We start from the raw sequence: 16802 nt of genomic DNA, 5'->3' as shown, positions 1-16802 counted from the left end.
GTAACAACCGGGCTGTCACGCCAGGGCTCGCGGGTTCGAGCCCGGTCCGCTCCGCCAGTTACGAGAAGGCGCATCCTCGGATGCGCCTTTCTTCTATCCGGATTCTACCCACGCTCCACGGTTGCCTAAATTTGAAGTTCAACCGTTTCTGGGGGACGCATGCTGCAGAATATCAGGGACAATTCACAAGGCTGGATTGCCAAGACCATCATCGGGATCATCGTCGCATTGATGGCGTTGACCGGTTTCGAAGCCATTTTTCAAGCCACCACCAGCAGTAATGACGCGGCCAAGGTCAATGGCGAAGAAATCAGCCAGAACGAGCTGATCCAAGCAGTGGATATGCAACGCCGTCAGCTCATGCAACAGTTGGGCAAGGATTTCGACGCTTCCTTGCTGGACGAGAAAATGCTGCGCGACTCGGCCCTCAAGGGCCTGATCGATCGCAAGCTGCTGCTGCAAGGCGCTCATGATGCTAAATTCGCTTTCTCCGAAGCCGCGCTGGACCAAGTGATCCTGCAGACGCCTGAGTTCCAGGTCGGCGGCAAATTCAGCCCTGAGCGTTTCGACCAGGTGATCCGTCAGTTGGGTTACGGTCGTTTGCAGTTCCGTCAGATGCTGACGCAGGAAATGCTGATCGGCCAACTGCGCGCCGGTCTGGCTGGCAGTGGCTTTGTCACCGATGCCCAGGTGTTGGCATTTGCCCGGTTGGAGAAGCAGACCCGCGACTTTGCGACGCTATCCATCAAGGCGGACCCATCGGCTGTGAAGCTGACCGATGATGAGGTCAAGGCCTACTACGACCAGCACGCCAAGGAGTTCATGACGCCTGATCAGGTGGTCATCGATTACGTAGAGCTGAAAAAATCCTCTTTCTTCGACCAAGTCACCGTCAAGGACGAGGAGCTGCAATCGGCGTATCAGAAAGAAATCGCCAACCTGTCCGAACAGCGTCGGGCTGCGCACATCCTGATCGAAGTGAACGACAAGGTCACCGAGGCCCAGGCCAAGGCGAAGATCGACGAAATCCAGGCTAGACTGGCCAAGGGTGAGTCGTTTGAAGCCTTGGCGAAGGAATTCTCCCAGGATCCGGGTTCAGCCAACAACGGTGGCGACCTGGGCTTCGCCGGTCCGGGCGTTTACGATCCGGAGTTCGAAAAGGCGCTGTATGCCTTGAACAAGGATCAGGTATCGGCACCGGTACGAACCGATTTCGGCCTGCACCTGATCAAGTTGCTGGGGATCGAAGCACCTGAGGTCCCGAGCTTTGCGAGCCTGAAGGACAAGCTGACCCGCGACCTGAAGACCCAGCAAGTGGAGCAGCGTTTTGTCGAGGCGACCAAACAGTTGGAAGATGCCTCGTTCGAGGCTTCCGACTTGGCACAGCCGGCCCAGGACTTGAAGCTGACCGTTCACACGTCGGCACCGTTCGGTCGTGAAGGCGGTGAAGGGATTGCGGCTAACCGTGCCGTGGTCACCGCTGCGTTCAGCCCGGAAGTGCTGGAGGAGGGTGCCAACAGCACCGCCATCGAGCTGGATCCGGAAACCGTCGTGGTGCTGCGAGCCAAGGAGCACCGCAAGCCTGAGCAACTGCCGCTGGACAAAGTCGCCGGGCCTATTCGCGCCCAGTTGACCAAGGAACATGCCAGCTCGGCTTCCAAGACCCAGGCCGATGAGTTGATTGCCAGCCTGCGCGATGGCAAGACAGCACTGGACAAGCCGATCAACGGCCAGAGCTGGAAGACCTTCGAAGCGGCAACCCGTAGTCAGGACGGTATCGACCCGGCCGTGCTGCAGGCGCTGTTCCGCATGCCCAAGCCCGAGGCGAAGGACAAGCCGACGTTCGCCAGCGTGACCCTGCCTGACGGCAGCCTGACGGTCCTGCGCTTGAACGGTGTGAACGAAGCTGCGGCGCCGACCGAGGAAGAAAAGGCCGAGTACCGCCGCTACCTCGCTTCACGCGTCGGCCAGCAAGACTTCGCGGCCTATCGCAAACAGTTGGAAAACCAGGCGGACATCAAGCGTTTCTGACGGTTCTTGATGCGTTGCCCACCAGACCCCGGCCGAAAGGCCGGGGTCTTTTTTTGTATCCGTGTATTGCCACGACAAGGATGTTCATCGATTCATCGAGATTGAGTCTTTTTCCCGCAGCCAACCCCCCGTAGACTTGTAATCCCTTTGGGCGAGCTACCCACGCTGCCCGGCAGCGTTCTGCTGCACAATACGCCCCGGATTGTTTTCCTCAGGATGTTCAATGTTCAGATCATTTCACATGCGCACCGTTGGGCTGGCCTTGCTGCTGGCGGTTGCCGCCGGTTGTTCCTCCAAGAAAGCCGCCATCTACGAGCATGAAAACTTCGATGATTCGGGCACGTTTTCGCGAACTTATTCAGTGACTGACGTGGCGACCTGTGAAGCAGGGCGTCGTGCGTTGCTCAGCCAGGGCTACATCATCACCAGCAGCGACCCGAAACTGGTCAGCGGCCACAAGAGCTTCCAGCAAACCGGCGATACCCACATGGAGATCAGCTTCAACCTGGTCTGCGCCGAAGATGGCGGTCCAGGGCATCGGGCGACCCTGTTTGCCAACGCCTTGCAGGACCGCTACGCCCTGAAGAAAACCAACAACTCCGCCAGCTTGGGCGTGGGTGTACTGGGATCGGTGTCGATGCCGATTGGCTCCTCGGACGATTCGATGGTCAAGGTCGCCAGCGAAACGGTGTCGGCAGACAAGTTCTATGAGCGTTTCTTTACGCTGGTGGAGGCGTTCCTGCCTCCGGAAGCGAAGGAAACGAAGAAGTCCGTTGAAAACCTCGTAAAACCCAAGACCGAGCTGGGCATTCCGGAATCAAGGGCCGAGCCGGCCGCGGCGATGCCCGCTCCTGAGCCGGCTGCGCTGCAGGCTCCTCAACCAGCGCTTGCGCCAGTACCTTTGGCCCCGGTCCAAGAAGTTGCGCCGGCGCCTATGGAACCGGCTCCTGCCGTGTCGGAGCCGGTCGCGCCGCCAGTCGAGCCAGCGCCGATCGCCCCTGGCGAGCCGGAGTCCTACGCGCCTTCGTCGACGGAAACCGTCACTCCGCCACCGGCCAGTTCCTTGCCGCCGCCCTCCGAGCCCATCCAGCCACTTCCGGCGTCCTGAGTGGTGGTGGCAGGGTTGTAATCCCTTGCCACACTTCATTCATTAATTTCCTGACGCTGTGCTACGTTTAATTCATGAAGCCTCGGCTTCATGTTTTGTTCATAAAGCAGCTTTATGCTGATTCGAGGCCATCAAGCCCTCGGTTTCAACATTTATGGGAAGGATTCGTAATGGACGATTATCAGGAAGAGCTGCTGGAATATCAGGCCTATGAGCTGGACCCATTGGAGCCAGCCGAAGATGCGACGGAGCTGTAGGCGCGCAAGTTAACTGCAGACCGTACGGCAAGCTGCGCAGCTACGCTCCCTTGCGACTGCGGCGAAACTCTCCCGGCGTCTGGTTGTTCCAGCGCTTGAAGGCGCGTTGAAACGCTTCGGCCGAGGCGAATCCGAGCAAGTAAGCGATTTCTCCGAATGCCAGTTCCGTGTCGCGAATGTACGTCATGGCGAGGTCTCGGCGGGTGTCGTTGAGGATCGCCCTGAATTGCGTACCTTCTTCAGCCAGTTTGCGACGCAACGTCCAGCTCGGCAGCTTCAGGCGTGTCGCCACTTCTTCAAGGCCCGGCTCCCGTCCGCCGCTGAGTAGCGGCCCCAGCAATTGGATGATGCGCTCGCGCAGGGTGCGGGTGCGAGTCAGTTGCTCCAGTTCCCGTTCGCATAATTGGACCAGGTGCCGCCAGGTGCTTGGGCAATGTTGTGGATTGCGCTGGGCAAGACTTTCCAGGCCAAGGCGCAGTTGGTTCTGCTCGGCACCGAACTGGATGTGGCAATCGCCGAAGATCCGATAGGCCTGCGCATAGGCAGGTTCCTGGAATTCGATGTTGATGTGTTCGGCGCGCAGCGCGACATTGCTCACGCTGGACAATTGCTGGAGCCAGCCAGCGATAATGGAATCCACGACGAAGCGGTTGTAGGCGTTATAAGGGCTGATGGAATAGAACCGCAGCCAAGCGCCTCGGGTGTCCTCATGAAAGCTCGACTGCCCACGATAGTTGGAGCCATACAGCGGCTCGAAACGGATCATGCAGCGCGCGGCTTCGCGTACATTCGGCGCCTGGGCCGCAGTGACGCCGGCCAGCCCGGCTTGGCTCAAGCGACTGAGCTGACCCATGCGCAATCCCAGGGCGGGATCTTCGGTCAATTGGATTGCAGCGTGGCCCAGGCGCATGTAGCGCGGAATCGACAAGCGCGCCCCGGGCTCGGCCAGGCGCGCCGCATCGAGGCCGTATTGTTCGAGCAAAGGCTGGGGTTCCTGTCCGTGGCTGGCCACTGCATCAGCGAGGCTGTGGACGAAACCAACGGAGAGGTCGCCCAGGCGCATCGGTTGCCGCTTCATGTTCACAGCCAGAGGTTCAGCAGGCGGGCGCCACGGGATTCGCCATCGGAGAATTGCTCGCCGTTGTGGCTGATGAAGCTCTGGCCGGCGCTGCCGTTGTCCCAGAATTGCCCGCGCAAGAACACGCTGACGCCGCCCCGCGCCTGGCTGATAGGCCGCTGGCTGATCAATGTCAGGCGAAGCCAGGCTTGGCCTTCAGTCAATTCGCCGGGCTTGAGGCTCACTTCGTCCGGAGTGGACAGGCCTTTATAGCCGCTCCATGGCTTGTCCCACGTGTCGCGACCCATGACAAAAGCGGGCACGGCAATCAATTGAGCGCCCTGTTCGTTGAGCTGCCGATAATGAAGCGGGTACCAACTGTCGCTGCCGATCAGTACGCCCAGCCGACCCGCGGGGGTCTCGATCACTCGGCTCGCGTCCGAGTGCTCGGCCTCAAGCACCTCCTGCTGGTCAAACACCGGATGTCGTTGGCGCTGCGGTTGGCCGATCGGCCGGCCATTGCGACCGAACACCAGGCTGCTGTTGTACAGCGCGCCGCGACCGATCTTCAGTTCGCCTTCGCTGACGCTGGGTTCGGGTAGCACGATGGAACCGGCCAGCAGGGTCACGCCGAATTCCTTGGCCAGCCCGCCGAACAGCGTCTGGTAATCATGGGCCATGGTGGCTGCTTTCATGCGCAGGTAGGCGTCGTCCAGGCGACTATCGCCTTTGGCACCCGCCAACGCCCGGATGAAAGCCAGCGGATTGCTGACCGCCAGCCAATGCATGGCTTGCTTGAATGTGGTGGCTTGGTACACCTCGTCTTTCTCACCGCTGACCATTAACCAGGTGCCGATGTGCTCCGGCAGGACCACGATGGTCTTGTCGTTGAGAAACCCTTGGTCGCGAGCCGTCTGCAGATAGGCCGCCAGTTTGCGATGCAGGCGTTCCGGGCTTTGGTAGTCGGTGGGAAACAGTTCAGGCTGGATGCCCAGCAGATTGCCTCGATCCGCCGGGGTGCCTTGGTCGACCGCCAGGTTTATCCGAAGGTCAGACAGGTAATGACCCGTCGGACGATCGGTCGTCCACAGTGCGTAGGTGACCAGGGCGGCAATCAAGGCCAGTGAAAACAGCAGGTACAGAAATTTGCGCATGGGGAACAGTCAGCGGCCGTGTGCAGGTTCGTGATTTTTCGTCAGGAGCTACGGGGCAGGGTACGGTAAAACAAGGGATTAGCGAAGGGCAGGCACTGATTTGTAAGCAACGCGAATAGACGTAAGGGTGTCGGGGAAAACCTCGAACACCCTCTGCGCTGGCACGGCACGCTAGTGATTTTTGGCCTTCCTGATCCGGATCAGAATCAGCAGCAAGATCAACAGCACCGGTGGCGTCATGCCCAGCAGCGCTTCACGGGGCGAGAGGCTGGTCGGGAGTCGTGCACGACTGGTCGGCGCCTTGCGCATTTAGATCATTAACTTGTCACTTACGGTCATTGAGCGCCCGCATCCGGACTCTTACGCTGTGGGCCATGACAGACGCAAGCCGCAGAGCTTGCGCTTTTTTCCGTGATCGTCCGTTGTGGAGTTACCGATGACCGCCTCCCATTACCCGCACCTACTGGCCCCGCTGGACCTGGGCTTTACCACGCTGCGCAACCGTACACTGATGGGCTCGATGCACACTGGTCTCGAAGAGAAGCCCGGCGGCTTCGAACGCATGGCAGCGTATTTTGCCGAGCGCGCCCGGGGTGGGGTGGGCCTGATGGTCACCGGTGGGATCGGGCCGAACGACGAGGGCGGTGTCTACTCTGGCGCGGCCAAGCTGACCACTGAGGAAGAAGCCCTCAAGCACCAGATTGTCACCCGGGCCGTGCACGAGGCTGGCGGCAAGATCTGCATGCAGATTCTCCATGCGGGTCGCTATGCCTACAGCCCCAAGCAGGTCGCTCCGAGCGCGATCCAGGCACCGATCAATCCGTTCAAGCCCAGGGAACTGGACGAAGAGGGCATCGAAAAACAAATTCGCGATTTCGTTACCTGCTCGGTCCTGGCCCAGAAGGCCGAGTACGACGGTGTCGAGATCATGGGCTCGGAAGGCTATTTCATTAATCAATTCCTCGCCGCCCACACCAACCACCGAACCGACCGTTGGGGCGGCAGCTACGAGAACCGCATGCGCCTGCCGGTAGAGATCGTGCGCCGCGTGCGCGAGGCGGTTGGCCCGAACTTCATCATTATCTTCCGCCTGTCGATGCTCGATCTGGTGGAAGGTGGCAGCACCTGGGACGAAATTGTCCAGTTGGCCCAGGCCATCGAAGCGGCCGGTGCGACGATCATCAACACCGGTATCGGTTGGCATGAAGCGCGTATCCCGACCATTGCCACCAAGGTGCCGCGGGCGGCGTTCAGTAAGGTCACGGCCAATCTGCGTGGCTCAGTGGGCATTCCACTGATCACCACCAACCGTATCAATACGCCCGAAGTCGCCGAGCGGATCCTGGCCGAAGGCGACGCCGACATGGTGTCCATGGCGCGGCCCTTCCTCGCCGATCCGGAGTTCGTCAACAAAGCCGCTGCCGGTCGCAGCGATGAAATCAACACCTGCATCGGTTGCAACCAGGCCTGCCTGGACCATACGTTCGGCGGCAAGCTCACCAGTTGCCTGGTGAATCCGCGGGCGTGCCATGAAACCGAACTCAATTACCTGCCGGTGACCCAGGTGAAGAAAATCGCCGTGGTCGGCGCGGGTCCCGCCGGGTTGTCGGCGGCCACCGTGGCGGCCGAGCGTGGGCACCAAGTGACGTTGTTCGATTCGGCCAGCGAAATCGGCGGTCAGTTCAACATCGCCAAGCGCGTGCCGGGCAAGGAAGAATTCTTTGAAACCCTGCGCTACTTCAAGCGCAAATTGCAGACCACCCATGTTGAGTTGTGCCTCGATACCCGCGTCGATGTAGCGCAGCTGTTGGTCGGCGGTTACGACGAGATCATCCTCGCCACCGGCATCGCGCCGCGTACACCGGCTATTCCAGGTGTGGAGCATGCCAAGGTGTTGAGCTATCTGGACGTGATCCTCGAGCGCAAGCCGGTGGGCCACAGTGTCGCGGTGATCGGGGCCGGCGGTATTGGCTTCGACGTGTCGGAGTTCCTGGTTCACCAGGGCGTTGCCACTAGCCAGGACCGTGAAGCGTTCTGGAAGGAATGGGGGATCGACACCCACCTCGAGGCTCGTGGCGGTGTCGCTGGGATCAAGGCCGAACCCCATGCACCGGCGCGCCAGGTATTCCTGCTGCAACGCAAGACCTCCAAGGTCGGCGACGGCCTGGGCAAGACCACCGGCTGGATTCACCGCACGGGCCTGAAAAACAAGCAGGTGCAAATGCTTAACAGCGTCGAGTACCTGAAAATTGACGACGAGGGCTTGCACATCCGCATCGGCGAAACGGGTGAGCCGCAAGTGCTGGCGGTGGACAACGTCGTGATCTGCGCTGGCCAGGATCCGCTGCGCGAATTGCAGGAAGGCCTGGAAGCCGCTGGCCAGAGCGTCCATCTCATCGGCGGTGCCGACGTGGCGGCGGAGCTGGACGCCAAGCGTGCGATCAACCAGGGTTCGCGGTTGGCGGCGCAGCTGTAGCGCTCGGTCCCGATGATTCCTGCGGTAGCGAACAGCTTCGCTCCCGCAGGTGTTTGAATCGAGCTGCTAAGATGCTGGCCTGTTCCCCCTCGGCCTGCTGCGATGTTTCTCCCCGCCCTTGATTGGCAACCTGAACCGCGCCTCGAACCCCTTCACCTGGACTGGCTCGCCCGTGCCAATGTCGAGGTGGCGGTGTTGCGCCTGGACCAGATCGACTCACTGGTCAGCGGCAACAAGTGGTTCAAGCTGCTTCATCATTTGCGCGATGCGCAAGAGGCCGGTGCCGAAGGCGTCATGAGCCTGGGCGGCGCTTATTCCAATCACTTGCATGCACTGGCCGCAGCGGGCGAGCGCTTCGGTTTTGCGACCGTTGGGCTGCTGCGCGGCCATCCCCAGGACACGCCAACGGTGCTCGACCTGAAAGCGTTCGGCATGACGCTGCATTGGTTGGGATACGAAGGATACCGAAGACGGCATGATCCGGATTTCTGGGCGCCCTGGCAGGCGCAATATCCGCGTTTATGGCCGATACCCGAAGGGGGCTATGGGTTGCCTGGCGCCAAAGGCTGCATGACGTGGGTGACCAGCGTCAGCGCTCAGTTGCAAGGGTTGGGTTGGGACGATTACCACGGTTGGTGGTTGCCCTGCGGCACCGGAACGTCGCTGGCGGGCCTGGTGCTGGCTGAAGCCGGCAAGCGTCCCGTCTATGGTGTCCTGGCCGTGCCCGAGGACCATGGGGTGAAGCCCCAGGTCGAAAGAATCGTCGAGGCAGCGGAGCTTGCCGATCCGCTGTATGAACTGCTCGATGGCAGCCGGGGCGGTTTTGCCCGGGTGGATGCCGACCTTATCACCTTCATCGAAACCACCCATGTTATCGAGCTGGAGCCGTTGTACACCGGCAAGGCGTTGATGTTGCTCAAGGCTCGGGTCGAGGCCGGGATGTTTGCACCCGGCACCCGCTTGATCTTCGTTCATACCGGCGGCTTGCAAGGCCGCCGGGGACTTGCGTGACCGGTCGTCAAGGCGAGGCGTCCGGTGGGTTCATGAGCCAGTCGAACAGCAAGCCGACATCTTTGCCGCCTGGCTCCGACGGGTGCGCCGGGGAGGTGCCATCGCTGTTCAATCCCGAACCGGGCATTGCCGGGCACAGTACCGGCCGGTCGGGATCACCCTCGAGAAAACTGACCAATACTTCACTGCCGGCGATCAACGGGGAACGCTCGTCAGGCGCCTGCCACGAGACTGGCAATGTGATTGCTTCTTCGGCGGGACTCCAGAGACACACCTCGACCTGGCCATGCTCATCGGGCCAGGCCGGCTGGCCGGCCGGGCCGAGCACGTAGGCGACGTGATAACCGGGTATGCGCGGCCTCGGGTGCTTCAGGGGTGGCCGGAACACAGTGGACCAGGGTATCGCGGAAAACCGGTTGCGGTAGTTCCGCTCGGGCGGTGTGGCCGGCAGGTTCGTTTCAAGAATGGAAAACTGTCGTCCGCGATGCTGGACCTCGACAATCAGCCATTGGTCATTGAAGGCCGATAGCGGGTGATTGCAGATCTGTGCGATATGACCGCTGCGCAGAGCCGGCTCGATGGAATGGCCGTGTATCTCGCCGTGCCGATAGCGCAACCGCTCCAGGCTACGGCCACCGGCCTGGAAACGATGAAGCTGCGCCGGATCTTCAGGTATTCGTTCGCCGGCCGCGCCTGTGGCCAGGGCCATATGCGGGGGGGCGGCTTCGGTAGGTGCTCGGTCACGGAACCCGGCGGGAGGGCCTGAGGTTATCGACCGATGCCGTTGGTATAGCTGCCTGAGCGTCGAGTGCCTGTCCGCATCCGGGCGCATGAGCAGTTCAACCGCCGGCGCGGGGAAGCTTATGGCGTCCTCGGCAAATACCGCGACATGGCCTCGGGCGTCGTGCTCGAAGTGATAATGAATGCCTTCTTCCTCGCACAACCGCTGTAAAAGCGTCAGGTCGCTTTCCTCATATTGAATACAGAAGGGGCGACTCGGGTAACGCCCGTGCGGCAGCTCAAAACGATAGCTATGGGAAGGCACCGCGTTTTCCTCCAGCAGACGCTGCAAAATCTGTACGACACCGAGCCGATGGAAAACCCGTCGCCGCGGGCCCTGGTCCAGTTGCTGGAGGTAGGGAACCAGCGTCAAGCGGTAGTCGACGTGGTGTGCAGTGTCAGCGGCCAGGCTGACGCTGTGCACAATCCCGTGGACCCCTGACGCTTCACTCAGGCGCAGGAAGGCCGCTTGTCCAAGCAATGCGTCGGGACTGATCGGCGGCACCAGGCCAATCAGGTCGAGGTCGAAGCGGTACGGCCGATTCAAGGCCTCCCGGCCGTTGAGCCTGAGGACTTGCAGGCGCATATCGCTTTCGATGATCGTCAGGCTGAAGGGGTGTTCCGTATCGTTGCGCATTGCAGCCCATACTTGCTGAGAGAGAGGTGCAAAGGGTACGAAACCCCAGCGTGCAACGCTGTCCCCGAATCGCTGTTTCAGAAACGCCCTACAGCACAACGGGGAAATGTCGATTCAACACAGGCCGCGACGGGAGCGATTTTTTGGTCGATCAGCCGGTATAGGCCGTATAAACTTGCGCCACAGCGCCGGCCGGCAGATGTCTCGGCGCGTCAGACAAGAGAGTGAGTAATGGGCGCACAGTGGAAGGTTAAACACAAAGAAGCGGCTGCCAACGCCAAGGGCAAGATCTTCGGCAAATTGGTGAAGGAGATCACCATTGCCGCGCGCAACGGCGCTGATGTCGCGACCAATGCGCACCTGCGATTGGTGGTCGAACAGGCGAAAAAAGCCTCGATGCCCCGCGAGACCCTGGAGCGTGCGATCAAGAAAGGCTCCGGCCAGCTCGGCGAAACCGTGCAGTACCATCGCGTGACCTACGAGGGGTTCGCGCCCCATCAGGTGCCGCTGATCGTCGAGTGCGTGACCGACAACATCAACCGTACCGTCGCGGAGATTCGCGTTGCGTTCCGTAAGGGGCAGCTCGGCGCGTCGGGTTCGGTCGCCTGGGACTTCAACCACGTCGGCATGATCGAGGCCGCCCCGGACAGCCCCGACGCCGATCCGGAAATGGCCGCCATCGAGGCCGGTGCCCAGGATTTCGAGCCGGGTGACGACGGCGCGACGCTGTTCATCACTGAACCTGCCGACCTCGATGCCGTGCAAAAGGCACTGCCGGAGCAGGGCTTCACGGTGTTGTCGGCCAAACTGGGCTATCAGCCGAAAAACCCGGTCAGCGGCCTGACCGACGAGCAGATGGCCGAGGTCGAGGCGTTCCTCGAAGGCCTCGATAACCATGACGATGTGCAGGACATGTTTGTCGGCTTGGCCGGCTAAGCACTACCCGCGTTTTTCTCTGGTGGGGGAGTTTGCTCCCTCGCCACGTTCGCGCAGTAAACCTTCAATCTCATCGAACCCCGGCCGTGCCAGCACCTGCGGCTGGCAGCAGCGCGCCTGCAGGTCCTGCAACTTTGCCAGCTCCTCGGCAGCGAGCGCCGGTTCGATCCGCGCCAGCAATTCTCCCAGCAAAATCCCGAAGGCTCGCACCTCGATGCGCTGCAGTGCGCGGGTCTGTACGTTGTCCGTGGTGGCATGGAAAGACGCCGCGCCGAAGTCTCCGAGCAGGCAGTCGCCCTGGTCATTGCAAAGGATATTGTGCCCGTACAGATCACCATGGGTAATGCCCTGGCGATGCAAGTGAGCCGCCGCCGAAGCAATGCCCCGGACGATGCGCAAAGCCACATCGGCATGCAGGCGCAGCTCATCGTCATAAACGTCGCGGGTACAGGACGTCAGGCTCGGTAGTCCGGCGAGGTTGTAGTAATCGGGGCCGATTAGCGTCATCACCAGCCCGGCCTGTTGCTCGGGATGGCCGTCGATCTGGCCGAGCACCTCGATCAGGTTCGGATGTTGACCGGCTGTGATGCAGGCATGCATTTCATGCAACGGGGAACCGTCACTGGTCATCTGGCCCTTGTACAACTTGACGGCGACGTTTCGCGCGTCCTGGCCGGGCGGTTGCCACAGCGCTTGATGAATCACGCCTGAAGCCCCTTCGCCCAACAAACATTGCAAGCTCAGTTGCGACCAATCGACAGGTGTGGCGCCATGCAAGGCGGCGGCCTCGGCTTGGGCCTCCAATGGATTGCCGGCGTAGGCCAGCCAACTGAGGCTGGGCATCCGCAGCAGCCACGACGGCAGTTCGGCCAGTTGATTGGCGGCGATGCGCAGCAGTTCGAGGCGATCACATTGGGCCAGGCTCTCGGGCAATTGGCGAAGGCGGTTGCCCGCCAGCATCAACTTTTGCAAGTGCGGACGCTGGCCCAGCTCATCCGGCAGTCGGCTGATGCGGTTGTCGGTCAGGATCAGCCAGCGCAGCAGGGGCGGCAAGGCAGCGCCGCTCACGCGTTCGATGCGGTTGGCCTTGAAGCCGATCATGGTCAATGCACTACAGCGACCCAGGCATTCGGGCAGTTCGGTGAAGCGGTTGTCCGAACAGAACAGCACCCGCAGGCGCGTCAGCCGATATAGGTCGTCGGGCAGGGTATCGAGCTGGTTGCCACTGAGGTCGAGGATTTCGAGCGAGTCCGCGAGATTGAAAATTTCCCGGGGGAACTGCGTCATGCCGCAGGATAGCTTCAGCCGGGTGATGCCCGACAGTTGGCCGGTGCGCAATTGGGTGAGGGTGTGCATGGGTGGGGTCGCATAAGGGCCGTGAGGGGAGCACAAATATCGAACTCGGCACCGAACCCGTGGCGAGGGAACAAGCTCCCTTGCCACAGGGATCAAGCGCCGAGTTCGTTGGCGTTGTTGACCCGCATGATAAACAAAAAGATCGGCGCCCGTTGTCCTAGCGTTCGATGCTGCGATTCCACCGGGCATTCCAGGCCGGACGCTGTTCGTTGACCTGATCCCAGTCCACCGCGATCGCGGTTTCCAGGTATTGCTTCATTGCCTCCACTTGGCCACGGGTCTTGTCGGTGGTCGGTGTGTTGGGGTTGGAGGGGATCTGGTCACCTTCTTCAAGGGCGATGGCCTGGGCTTCAGGCGTGAGCAGGAAAGCGGCGAGTTTCTGCGCCAATTCAGGTTCGCTGTTCTGGGCCACGGCGCACTCGGCGACGTTCAGCACCACCGCGCCTTCCTTCGGTTGCGCGTACTCGACCGGCATGCCCTTGAGTTTCAACGCGGTCACCTGGGTCGGCGTCAGCGGGAACAGCGCCGCTTCGTCCGTTTGCAGCATTTCGGAAATTTTCGCCGAGCTGGGGATGTACTCCAGCACATTGCGCCCGATCGTGTTGGGCCAAGCCTTGAAGCCTGGCTCGACGTCGGTTTCGCTGCCGCCCTGGATCCGGTTGAACATCAAGAAACCGTGCAGGCCGAAGGTTGACGAGGCTACGGATTGAAAGACCACTTTGTCCTTGAAGCGCGGGTCGGCCAAATCCATCCACGAAGTCGGCGCTCTCCAGCCTTTTTCCTTGAACAGCCGCGTGTTGTACGCCAGCCCGGTGACCCCAAGGCTTACCGCAACGGCCTGGTCCTTGATACGTCCCTTGGCCGGGATCTGCGCCAGGGGCGGGCTGTCTTCCAGCTTGTCGCACAGGCCCATGGCGATGGCGCGGTACATGATGCCGTCGTCGAGGAACATCACGTGCATCTGCGGGTTGCCTTTGCTTGCCTGGACTTTTGCCAGGATGTCCGCAGAGGTGCCGGGCACGATCACCACTTTGACATTGTTGGCCTTCTCGAAAGCCGGCAAGACCTTGTCGGCATAGAGCCGCTCCATGGTGCCGCCGTTCATGCCCAGGTAGAGCGTCGGCTCGGCCAACGCCTGGGTGACCGGGAGCAGGGCGCCCAGGCAAGCGGAACCCAGCGAGCAGAAACCGAACAGTGCACTGCGTTTGACGTTATTCATTGGCGCGACCTTCCTCTATCAAGCAACGGAGATGGAGTGGAACCGGGTGATGGAAAACGCATCCAGCGACGTGGTTGAGGCGCCGCTGCAGATGATCTCGGTGAGCGCCTGGCCCACCGCGGGGCCGATCTGGAAACCCGCGCCGGCGAAGCCGAACGCATGCAACAGACCGGGTTGGGTGCTGCTGGGGCCGATCACGGGTTGGCGATCGGGCAGGTAGCCTTCGGTGCCGCTCCAGGTGCGAATCGCCTGGGCGCCCTCAAGGAACGGGTAGAGTTCGACAGCCTGGCGCAGGATCTCGACGACGGCGCTCTGGCCGGGGCGGGCACGGGCATCGTCCAAGGCGAAACCCTGGCCCCCGCCCAGTACGCAATTGCCCCGGGCGACCTGGCGCGCATAGATGCCGCCGCCCTCGACGCCGGTGCTGGCGTCCATCACGACGGGCAGCGGCTCGGTGACCAGCATTGCCGGATGACCGGCGTGCATCGGTACTGTTTCGCCGAACTGCGCGGCGAACCGGCTCGCCCAGGCCCCGGCGCAGTTCAGCAGCCACGGCGCGCGCAGTTCAAGGCCGGCGTCGGTTCGCACGGCAAAGCGCTGCCCGTCGTGCGTAACGCTGCTGACCGGGCATTGTTCGTGAACCTGCGCGCCATGCCGGCGGGCGGCCTGGGCAAACGCCGGCGACACCAGGCGTGGGTTGGCGTGTCCGTCGCCAGGGCACAGGGAGGCGCCGACCGCGACGCTGCCGACCCAGGGGAAACGCCTGCGCAGCTCGTCGCGATCCAATAACTGCAAATCCAGGCCGAAGCCATGGCTGCTGGCGGCATAGTCGTGCAATGCGCCTAGATCATCGAGGCTGCGGGCGAGCTTCAGATGGCCGCTGCGCTGATACTCTCCGTCGATGCCAATCAGTTGCGGCAATTGACTCCAGATTTCATGGGCGCGTTGCGACAGCGGCAGCTGGGACAATGGCCGGCCCTGACGTCGCACGCCGCCGTAGTTGACGCCACTCGAATGCGCGCCACAGAAATCCCGCTCCAGCAGCGCCACGCGACGTCCGGCCTTGCTCAGGAACAGTGCCGCCGAGGCGCCGACGATGCCACCGCCGACGATCACCACATCCACTTCGATCATGGCCCGACCTCCAGGCCAAACGGCACTGGCTTGATCGGTGCCTGCGCGCGCAGGCGACCGATCTGATCGACAGTGCGCGCACTTTCACGGGCGATGATTTCCGCTGCCGCGGCACCGCACATCCGTCCCTGGCAACGGCCCATGCCGACCCGGCAATGGGCCTTGACCCGGTTGATCTCCCAATGGCCTTCGCCGACGACCCGACGAATGTCGCCAACGCTGACTTCTTCGCAGCGGCAGATCATCAGATCGTCGGCGGCACCGCTTGCCCAGTCCTCGGGAAAAGCAAACGCGCGCTCCAGGCCTTGACGGAAATGGCCGATGCGTTCGAGCGATTGTTCCAATTGCGCGCAACGTTGCGGGTCGATCCGGTAACCCATGTCTTCGAGCACCGCCAGGGCCGCCCGTTCGCCCGCCATCTCGGCGGCGTCTGCGCCCATGATGCCGGCGCCGTCACCGGCCAGGTAAACTCCCGCCGCGCTGCTGCGACCCGCGTTGTCGCGTTGCGGCAGCCAGGCGCGATTGAGCGGGCTCCAGGAAAATTCGCAGCCCAGCAGATCGGCCAGTTGGGTTTCGCTGCGCAAGCCATGGGCGAAGGCGACCGCATCGCAATCGAGTACGTGCTGGCCTTTTTTGTGTTGCCATTGCAACGACTGCACTCGACGTTCGCCGTTGATGCGCGAAAGGCTCGCGCCTTGGTGCACGGCGACGCCATGGGCCGTCAGCCAGGCGCGGTAGTAAATCCCCTTGGCCAGGGTCGCCGGTTGAGCGAGCAGGCCGGGCAGGGCGCGGGCCTGGGCGTTGAACGGGGAGCTGTCGAGTACCGCGACCACGTTCGCGCCGGCCTTGGCATATTGGTAAGCCACCAGATACAGCAACGGCCCGCTGCCGGCGAACACGATGCGCTCACCGATGGCGCAGCCCTGGAATTTCAGGGCGATCTGCGCCGCGCCCAGGCTGTACACCCCCGGCAGGGTCCAGCCAGGGACCGGCAGGATCCTGTCGGTGGCGCCCGTTGCGACGATCACGCTGGTGTACGCCAGGCGAGCGGCGCGGCCAGCGTGCAAGGTGTCCAGCTGTCCGGCCTCGGCATTCCACACCAAGGTGTCGGGGCGGTAGTCGATCTGTTCGCGCAATTGATCCACGGCTTGGTGAATGGCGCTGGCCTTGTGCGCTTCGAAGCCGTAGAGCTTGGCCGGCGAGCGCTTGAAGTGGGCCGGCTGGCGCCGGTAAATCTGCCCGCCGCCGCGTGCGGCTTCGTCGAGCAGGACCGGGTAGATGCCGTGGCCAACCAGCGTGTGCGCGGCACGGATACCGGCGGGGCCGGCGCCGATGATGGCGATGGGTTTCATACCTGGCGTCCCGGTTCGCGGCTGATCTGCTGGCCGGCTTCGAGCAGGGTCGAGCAGGCGCGCACGCGGCGGCCGTCGCCCAGGCGAACCCAGCAATCCTGGCAGGCGCCCATCAGGCAGAAACCGGCCCGGGGCTCGGCGCTGAAATCACTGCCGCGCAGGTGTTCGCTGCTGGTCAGCACGGCGGTCAACACGGTATCGCCGAGCAGGCCGCTGGCCGGTTCGCCGTCAAGGATGAAGTCCAGAGCCGGGCGGTCGCCTTCGGCCAGTCGTTTCAGCAGCGCCATGGTGCCC

13 protein-coding genes are annotated in these 16802 nt (G+C 62.2%); 5 read left to right on the top strand and 8 right to left on the bottom strand.

The window, feature by feature from the left end:
• The first annotated feature begins 159 nt into the window (after positions 1–159).
• Entirely contained in the window at positions 160–2031 is a 1872-nt protein-coding gene (locus J3P95_RS15965; RefSeq protein ID WP_434557764.1) for a SurA N-terminal domain-containing protein, read from the top strand.
• 223 nt (positions 2032–2254) lie between these two features.
• The gene (locus J3P95_RS15960) at positions 2255–3139 is read left to right on the top strand and encodes a DUF2242 domain-containing protein (RefSeq protein WP_434557763.1); all 885 of its coding nucleotides are present in this window, start codon (positions 2255–2257) and stop codon (positions 3137–3139) included.
• Between the two features lie 297 nt (positions 3140–3436).
• Here J3P95_RS15960 and J3P95_RS15955 read toward each other — a convergent pair whose 3' ends face one another.
• Together J3P95_RS15955 and J3P95_RS15950 are read right to left on the bottom strand one after the other, a co-directional pair.
• Complete coding sequence (locus J3P95_RS15955) at positions 3437–4474, bottom strand: AraC family transcriptional regulator (protein WP_434557762.1); 1038 nt, start codon at positions 4472–4474, stop codon at positions 3437–3439.
• A 2-nt stretch (positions 4475–4476) separates the two neighbouring features.
• A complete protein-coding gene (locus tag J3P95_RS15950; RefSeq protein ID WP_434625856.1) occupies positions 4477–5607 on the bottom strand; it encodes a carbon-nitrogen hydrolase family protein in 1131 nt (376 codons plus the stop codon).
• 436 nt (positions 5608–6043) lie between these two features.
• On the opposite strand from J3P95_RS15950, the gene J3P95_RS15945 reads away from it, so the two are divergent.
• Together J3P95_RS15945 and J3P95_RS15940 are read left to right on the top strand one after the other, a co-directional pair.
• A complete protein-coding gene (locus J3P95_RS15945; protein WP_434580570.1) occupies positions 6044–8083 on the top strand; it encodes an FAD-dependent oxidoreductase in 2040 nt (679 codons plus the stop codon).
• A 102-nt stretch (positions 8084–8185) separates the two neighbouring features.
• Positions 8186–9094 carry a 1-aminocyclopropane-1-carboxylate deaminase/D-cysteine desulfhydrase gene (locus J3P95_RS15940; RefSeq protein ID WP_434580571.1) on the top strand — a complete coding sequence of 303 codons (909 nt, stop codon included), beginning with the start codon at positions 8186–8188 and terminating at the stop codon, positions 9092–9094.
• A gap of 7 nt (positions 9095–9101) precedes the next feature.
• Here J3P95_RS15940 and J3P95_RS15935 read toward each other — a convergent pair whose 3' ends face one another.
• Positions 9102–10511 carry a type VI secretion system Vgr family protein gene (locus J3P95_RS15935; protein WP_434580573.1) on the bottom strand — a complete coding sequence of 470 codons (1410 nt, stop codon included), beginning with the start codon at positions 10509–10511 and terminating at the stop codon, positions 9102–9104.
• 231 nt (positions 10512–10742) lie between these two features.
• Here J3P95_RS15935 and J3P95_RS15930 point away from each other — a divergent pair, with 231 nt between their 5' ends.
• On the top strand, positions 10743–11447 hold the full coding sequence (locus J3P95_RS15930) for a YebC/PmpR family DNA-binding transcriptional regulator (protein WP_434557757.1): 705 nt from the start codon (positions 10743–10745) through the stop codon (positions 11445–11447).
• A gap of 3 nt (positions 11448–11450) precedes the next feature.
• On the opposite strand, the gene J3P95_RS15925 is transcribed toward J3P95_RS15930, so the two are convergent.
• The 5 genes from J3P95_RS15925 to J3P95_RS15905 form a co-directional block, all read right to left on the bottom strand.
• Complete coding sequence (locus tag J3P95_RS15925; protein ID WP_434580574.1) at positions 11451–12803, bottom strand: leucine-rich repeat-containing protein kinase family protein; 1353 nt, start codon at positions 12801–12803, stop codon at positions 11451–11453.
• A gap of 157 nt (positions 12804–12960) precedes the next feature.
• Positions 12961–14022, bottom strand: a complete 1062-nt coding sequence (locus tag J3P95_RS15920) for an ABC transporter substrate-binding protein (protein WP_434580576.1) — start codon at positions 14020–14022, stop codon at positions 12961–12963.
• Positions 14023–14040: 18 nt separating this feature from the next.
• Entirely contained in the window at positions 14041–15156 is a 1116-nt protein-coding gene (locus tag J3P95_RS15915; protein ID WP_434580578.1) for an NAD(P)/FAD-dependent oxidoreductase, read from the bottom strand.
• Positions 15153–16508 carry an FAD-dependent oxidoreductase gene (locus tag J3P95_RS15910; protein WP_434580580.1) on the bottom strand — a complete coding sequence of 452 codons (1356 nt, stop codon included), beginning with the start codon at positions 16506–16508 and terminating at the stop codon, positions 15153–15155. The genes J3P95_RS15915 and J3P95_RS15910 overlap by 4 nt, the downstream gene beginning before the upstream one ends.
• Complete coding sequence (locus J3P95_RS15905; RefSeq protein ID WP_434557752.1) at positions 16505–16795, bottom strand: (2Fe-2S)-binding protein; 291 nt, start codon at positions 16793–16795, stop codon at positions 16505–16507. The genes J3P95_RS15910 and J3P95_RS15905 overlap by 4 nt, the downstream gene beginning before the upstream one ends.
• Positions 16796–16802 lie beyond the last annotated feature (7 nt).

Source organism: Pseudomonas sp. Z5-35 (assembly GCF_051131945.1).
GTDB lineage: Bacteria > Pseudomonadota > Gammaproteobacteria > Pseudomonadales > Pseudomonadaceae > Aquipseudomonas > Aquipseudomonas marvdashtae.
Note: the sequence above shows the minus strand (reverse complement) of the source record. Positions and strands in the feature narration are given on the sequence as shown.

What these genes read in the sequence shown, in the direction of transcription:
- J3P95_RS15955 (WP_434557762.1), bottom strand. Translation starts at nt 4,474, where the DNA reads ATGAAGCGGCAACCGATGCGCCTGGGCGACCTCTCCGTTGGTTTCGTC.
- J3P95_RS15945 (WP_434580570.1), top strand. Translation starts at nt 6,044, where the DNA reads ATGACCGCCTCCCATTACCCGCACCTACTGGCCCCGCTGGACCTGGGC.
- J3P95_RS15930 (WP_434557757.1), top strand. Translation starts at nt 10,743, where the DNA reads ATGGGCGCACAGTGGAAGGTTAAACACAAAGAAGCGGCTGCCAACGCC.
- J3P95_RS15915 (WP_434580578.1), bottom strand. Translation starts at nt 15,156, where the DNA reads ATGATCGAAGTGGATGTGGTGATCGTCGGCGGTGGCATCGTCGGCGCC.
- J3P95_RS15935 (WP_434580573.1), bottom strand. Translation starts at nt 10,511, where the DNA reads ATGCGCAACGATACGGAACACCCCTTCAGCCTGACGATCATCGAAAGC.
- J3P95_RS15965 (WP_434557764.1), top strand. Translation starts at nt 160, where the DNA reads ATGCTGCAGAATATCAGGGACAATTCACAAGGCTGGATTGCCAAGACC.
- J3P95_RS15940 (WP_434580571.1), top strand. Translation starts at nt 8,186, where the DNA reads ATGTTTCTCCCCGCCCTTGATTGGCAACCTGAACCGCGCCTCGAACCC.
- J3P95_RS15920 (WP_434580576.1), bottom strand. Translation starts at nt 14,022, where the DNA reads ATGAATAACGTCAAACGCAGTGCACTGTTCGGTTTCTGCTCGCTGGGT.
- J3P95_RS15910 (WP_434580580.1), bottom strand. Translation starts at nt 16,508, where the DNA reads ATGAAACCCATCGCCATCATCGGCGCCGGCCCCGCCGGTATCCGTGCC.
- J3P95_RS15905 (WP_434557752.1), bottom strand. Translation starts at nt 16,795, where the DNA reads ATGGCGCTGCTGAAACGACTGGCCGAAGGCGACCGCCCGGCTCTGGAC.
- J3P95_RS15960 (WP_434557763.1), top strand. Translation starts at nt 2,255, where the DNA reads ATGTTCAGATCATTTCACATGCGCACCGTTGGGCTGGCCTTGCTGCTG.
- J3P95_RS15950 (WP_434625856.1), bottom strand. Translation starts at nt 5,607, where the DNA reads ATGCGCAAATTTCTGTACCTGCTGTTTTCACTGGCCTTGATTGCCGCC.
- J3P95_RS15925 (WP_434580574.1), bottom strand. Translation starts at nt 12,803, where the DNA reads ATGCACACCCTCACCCAATTGCGCACCGGCCAACTGTCGGGCATCACC.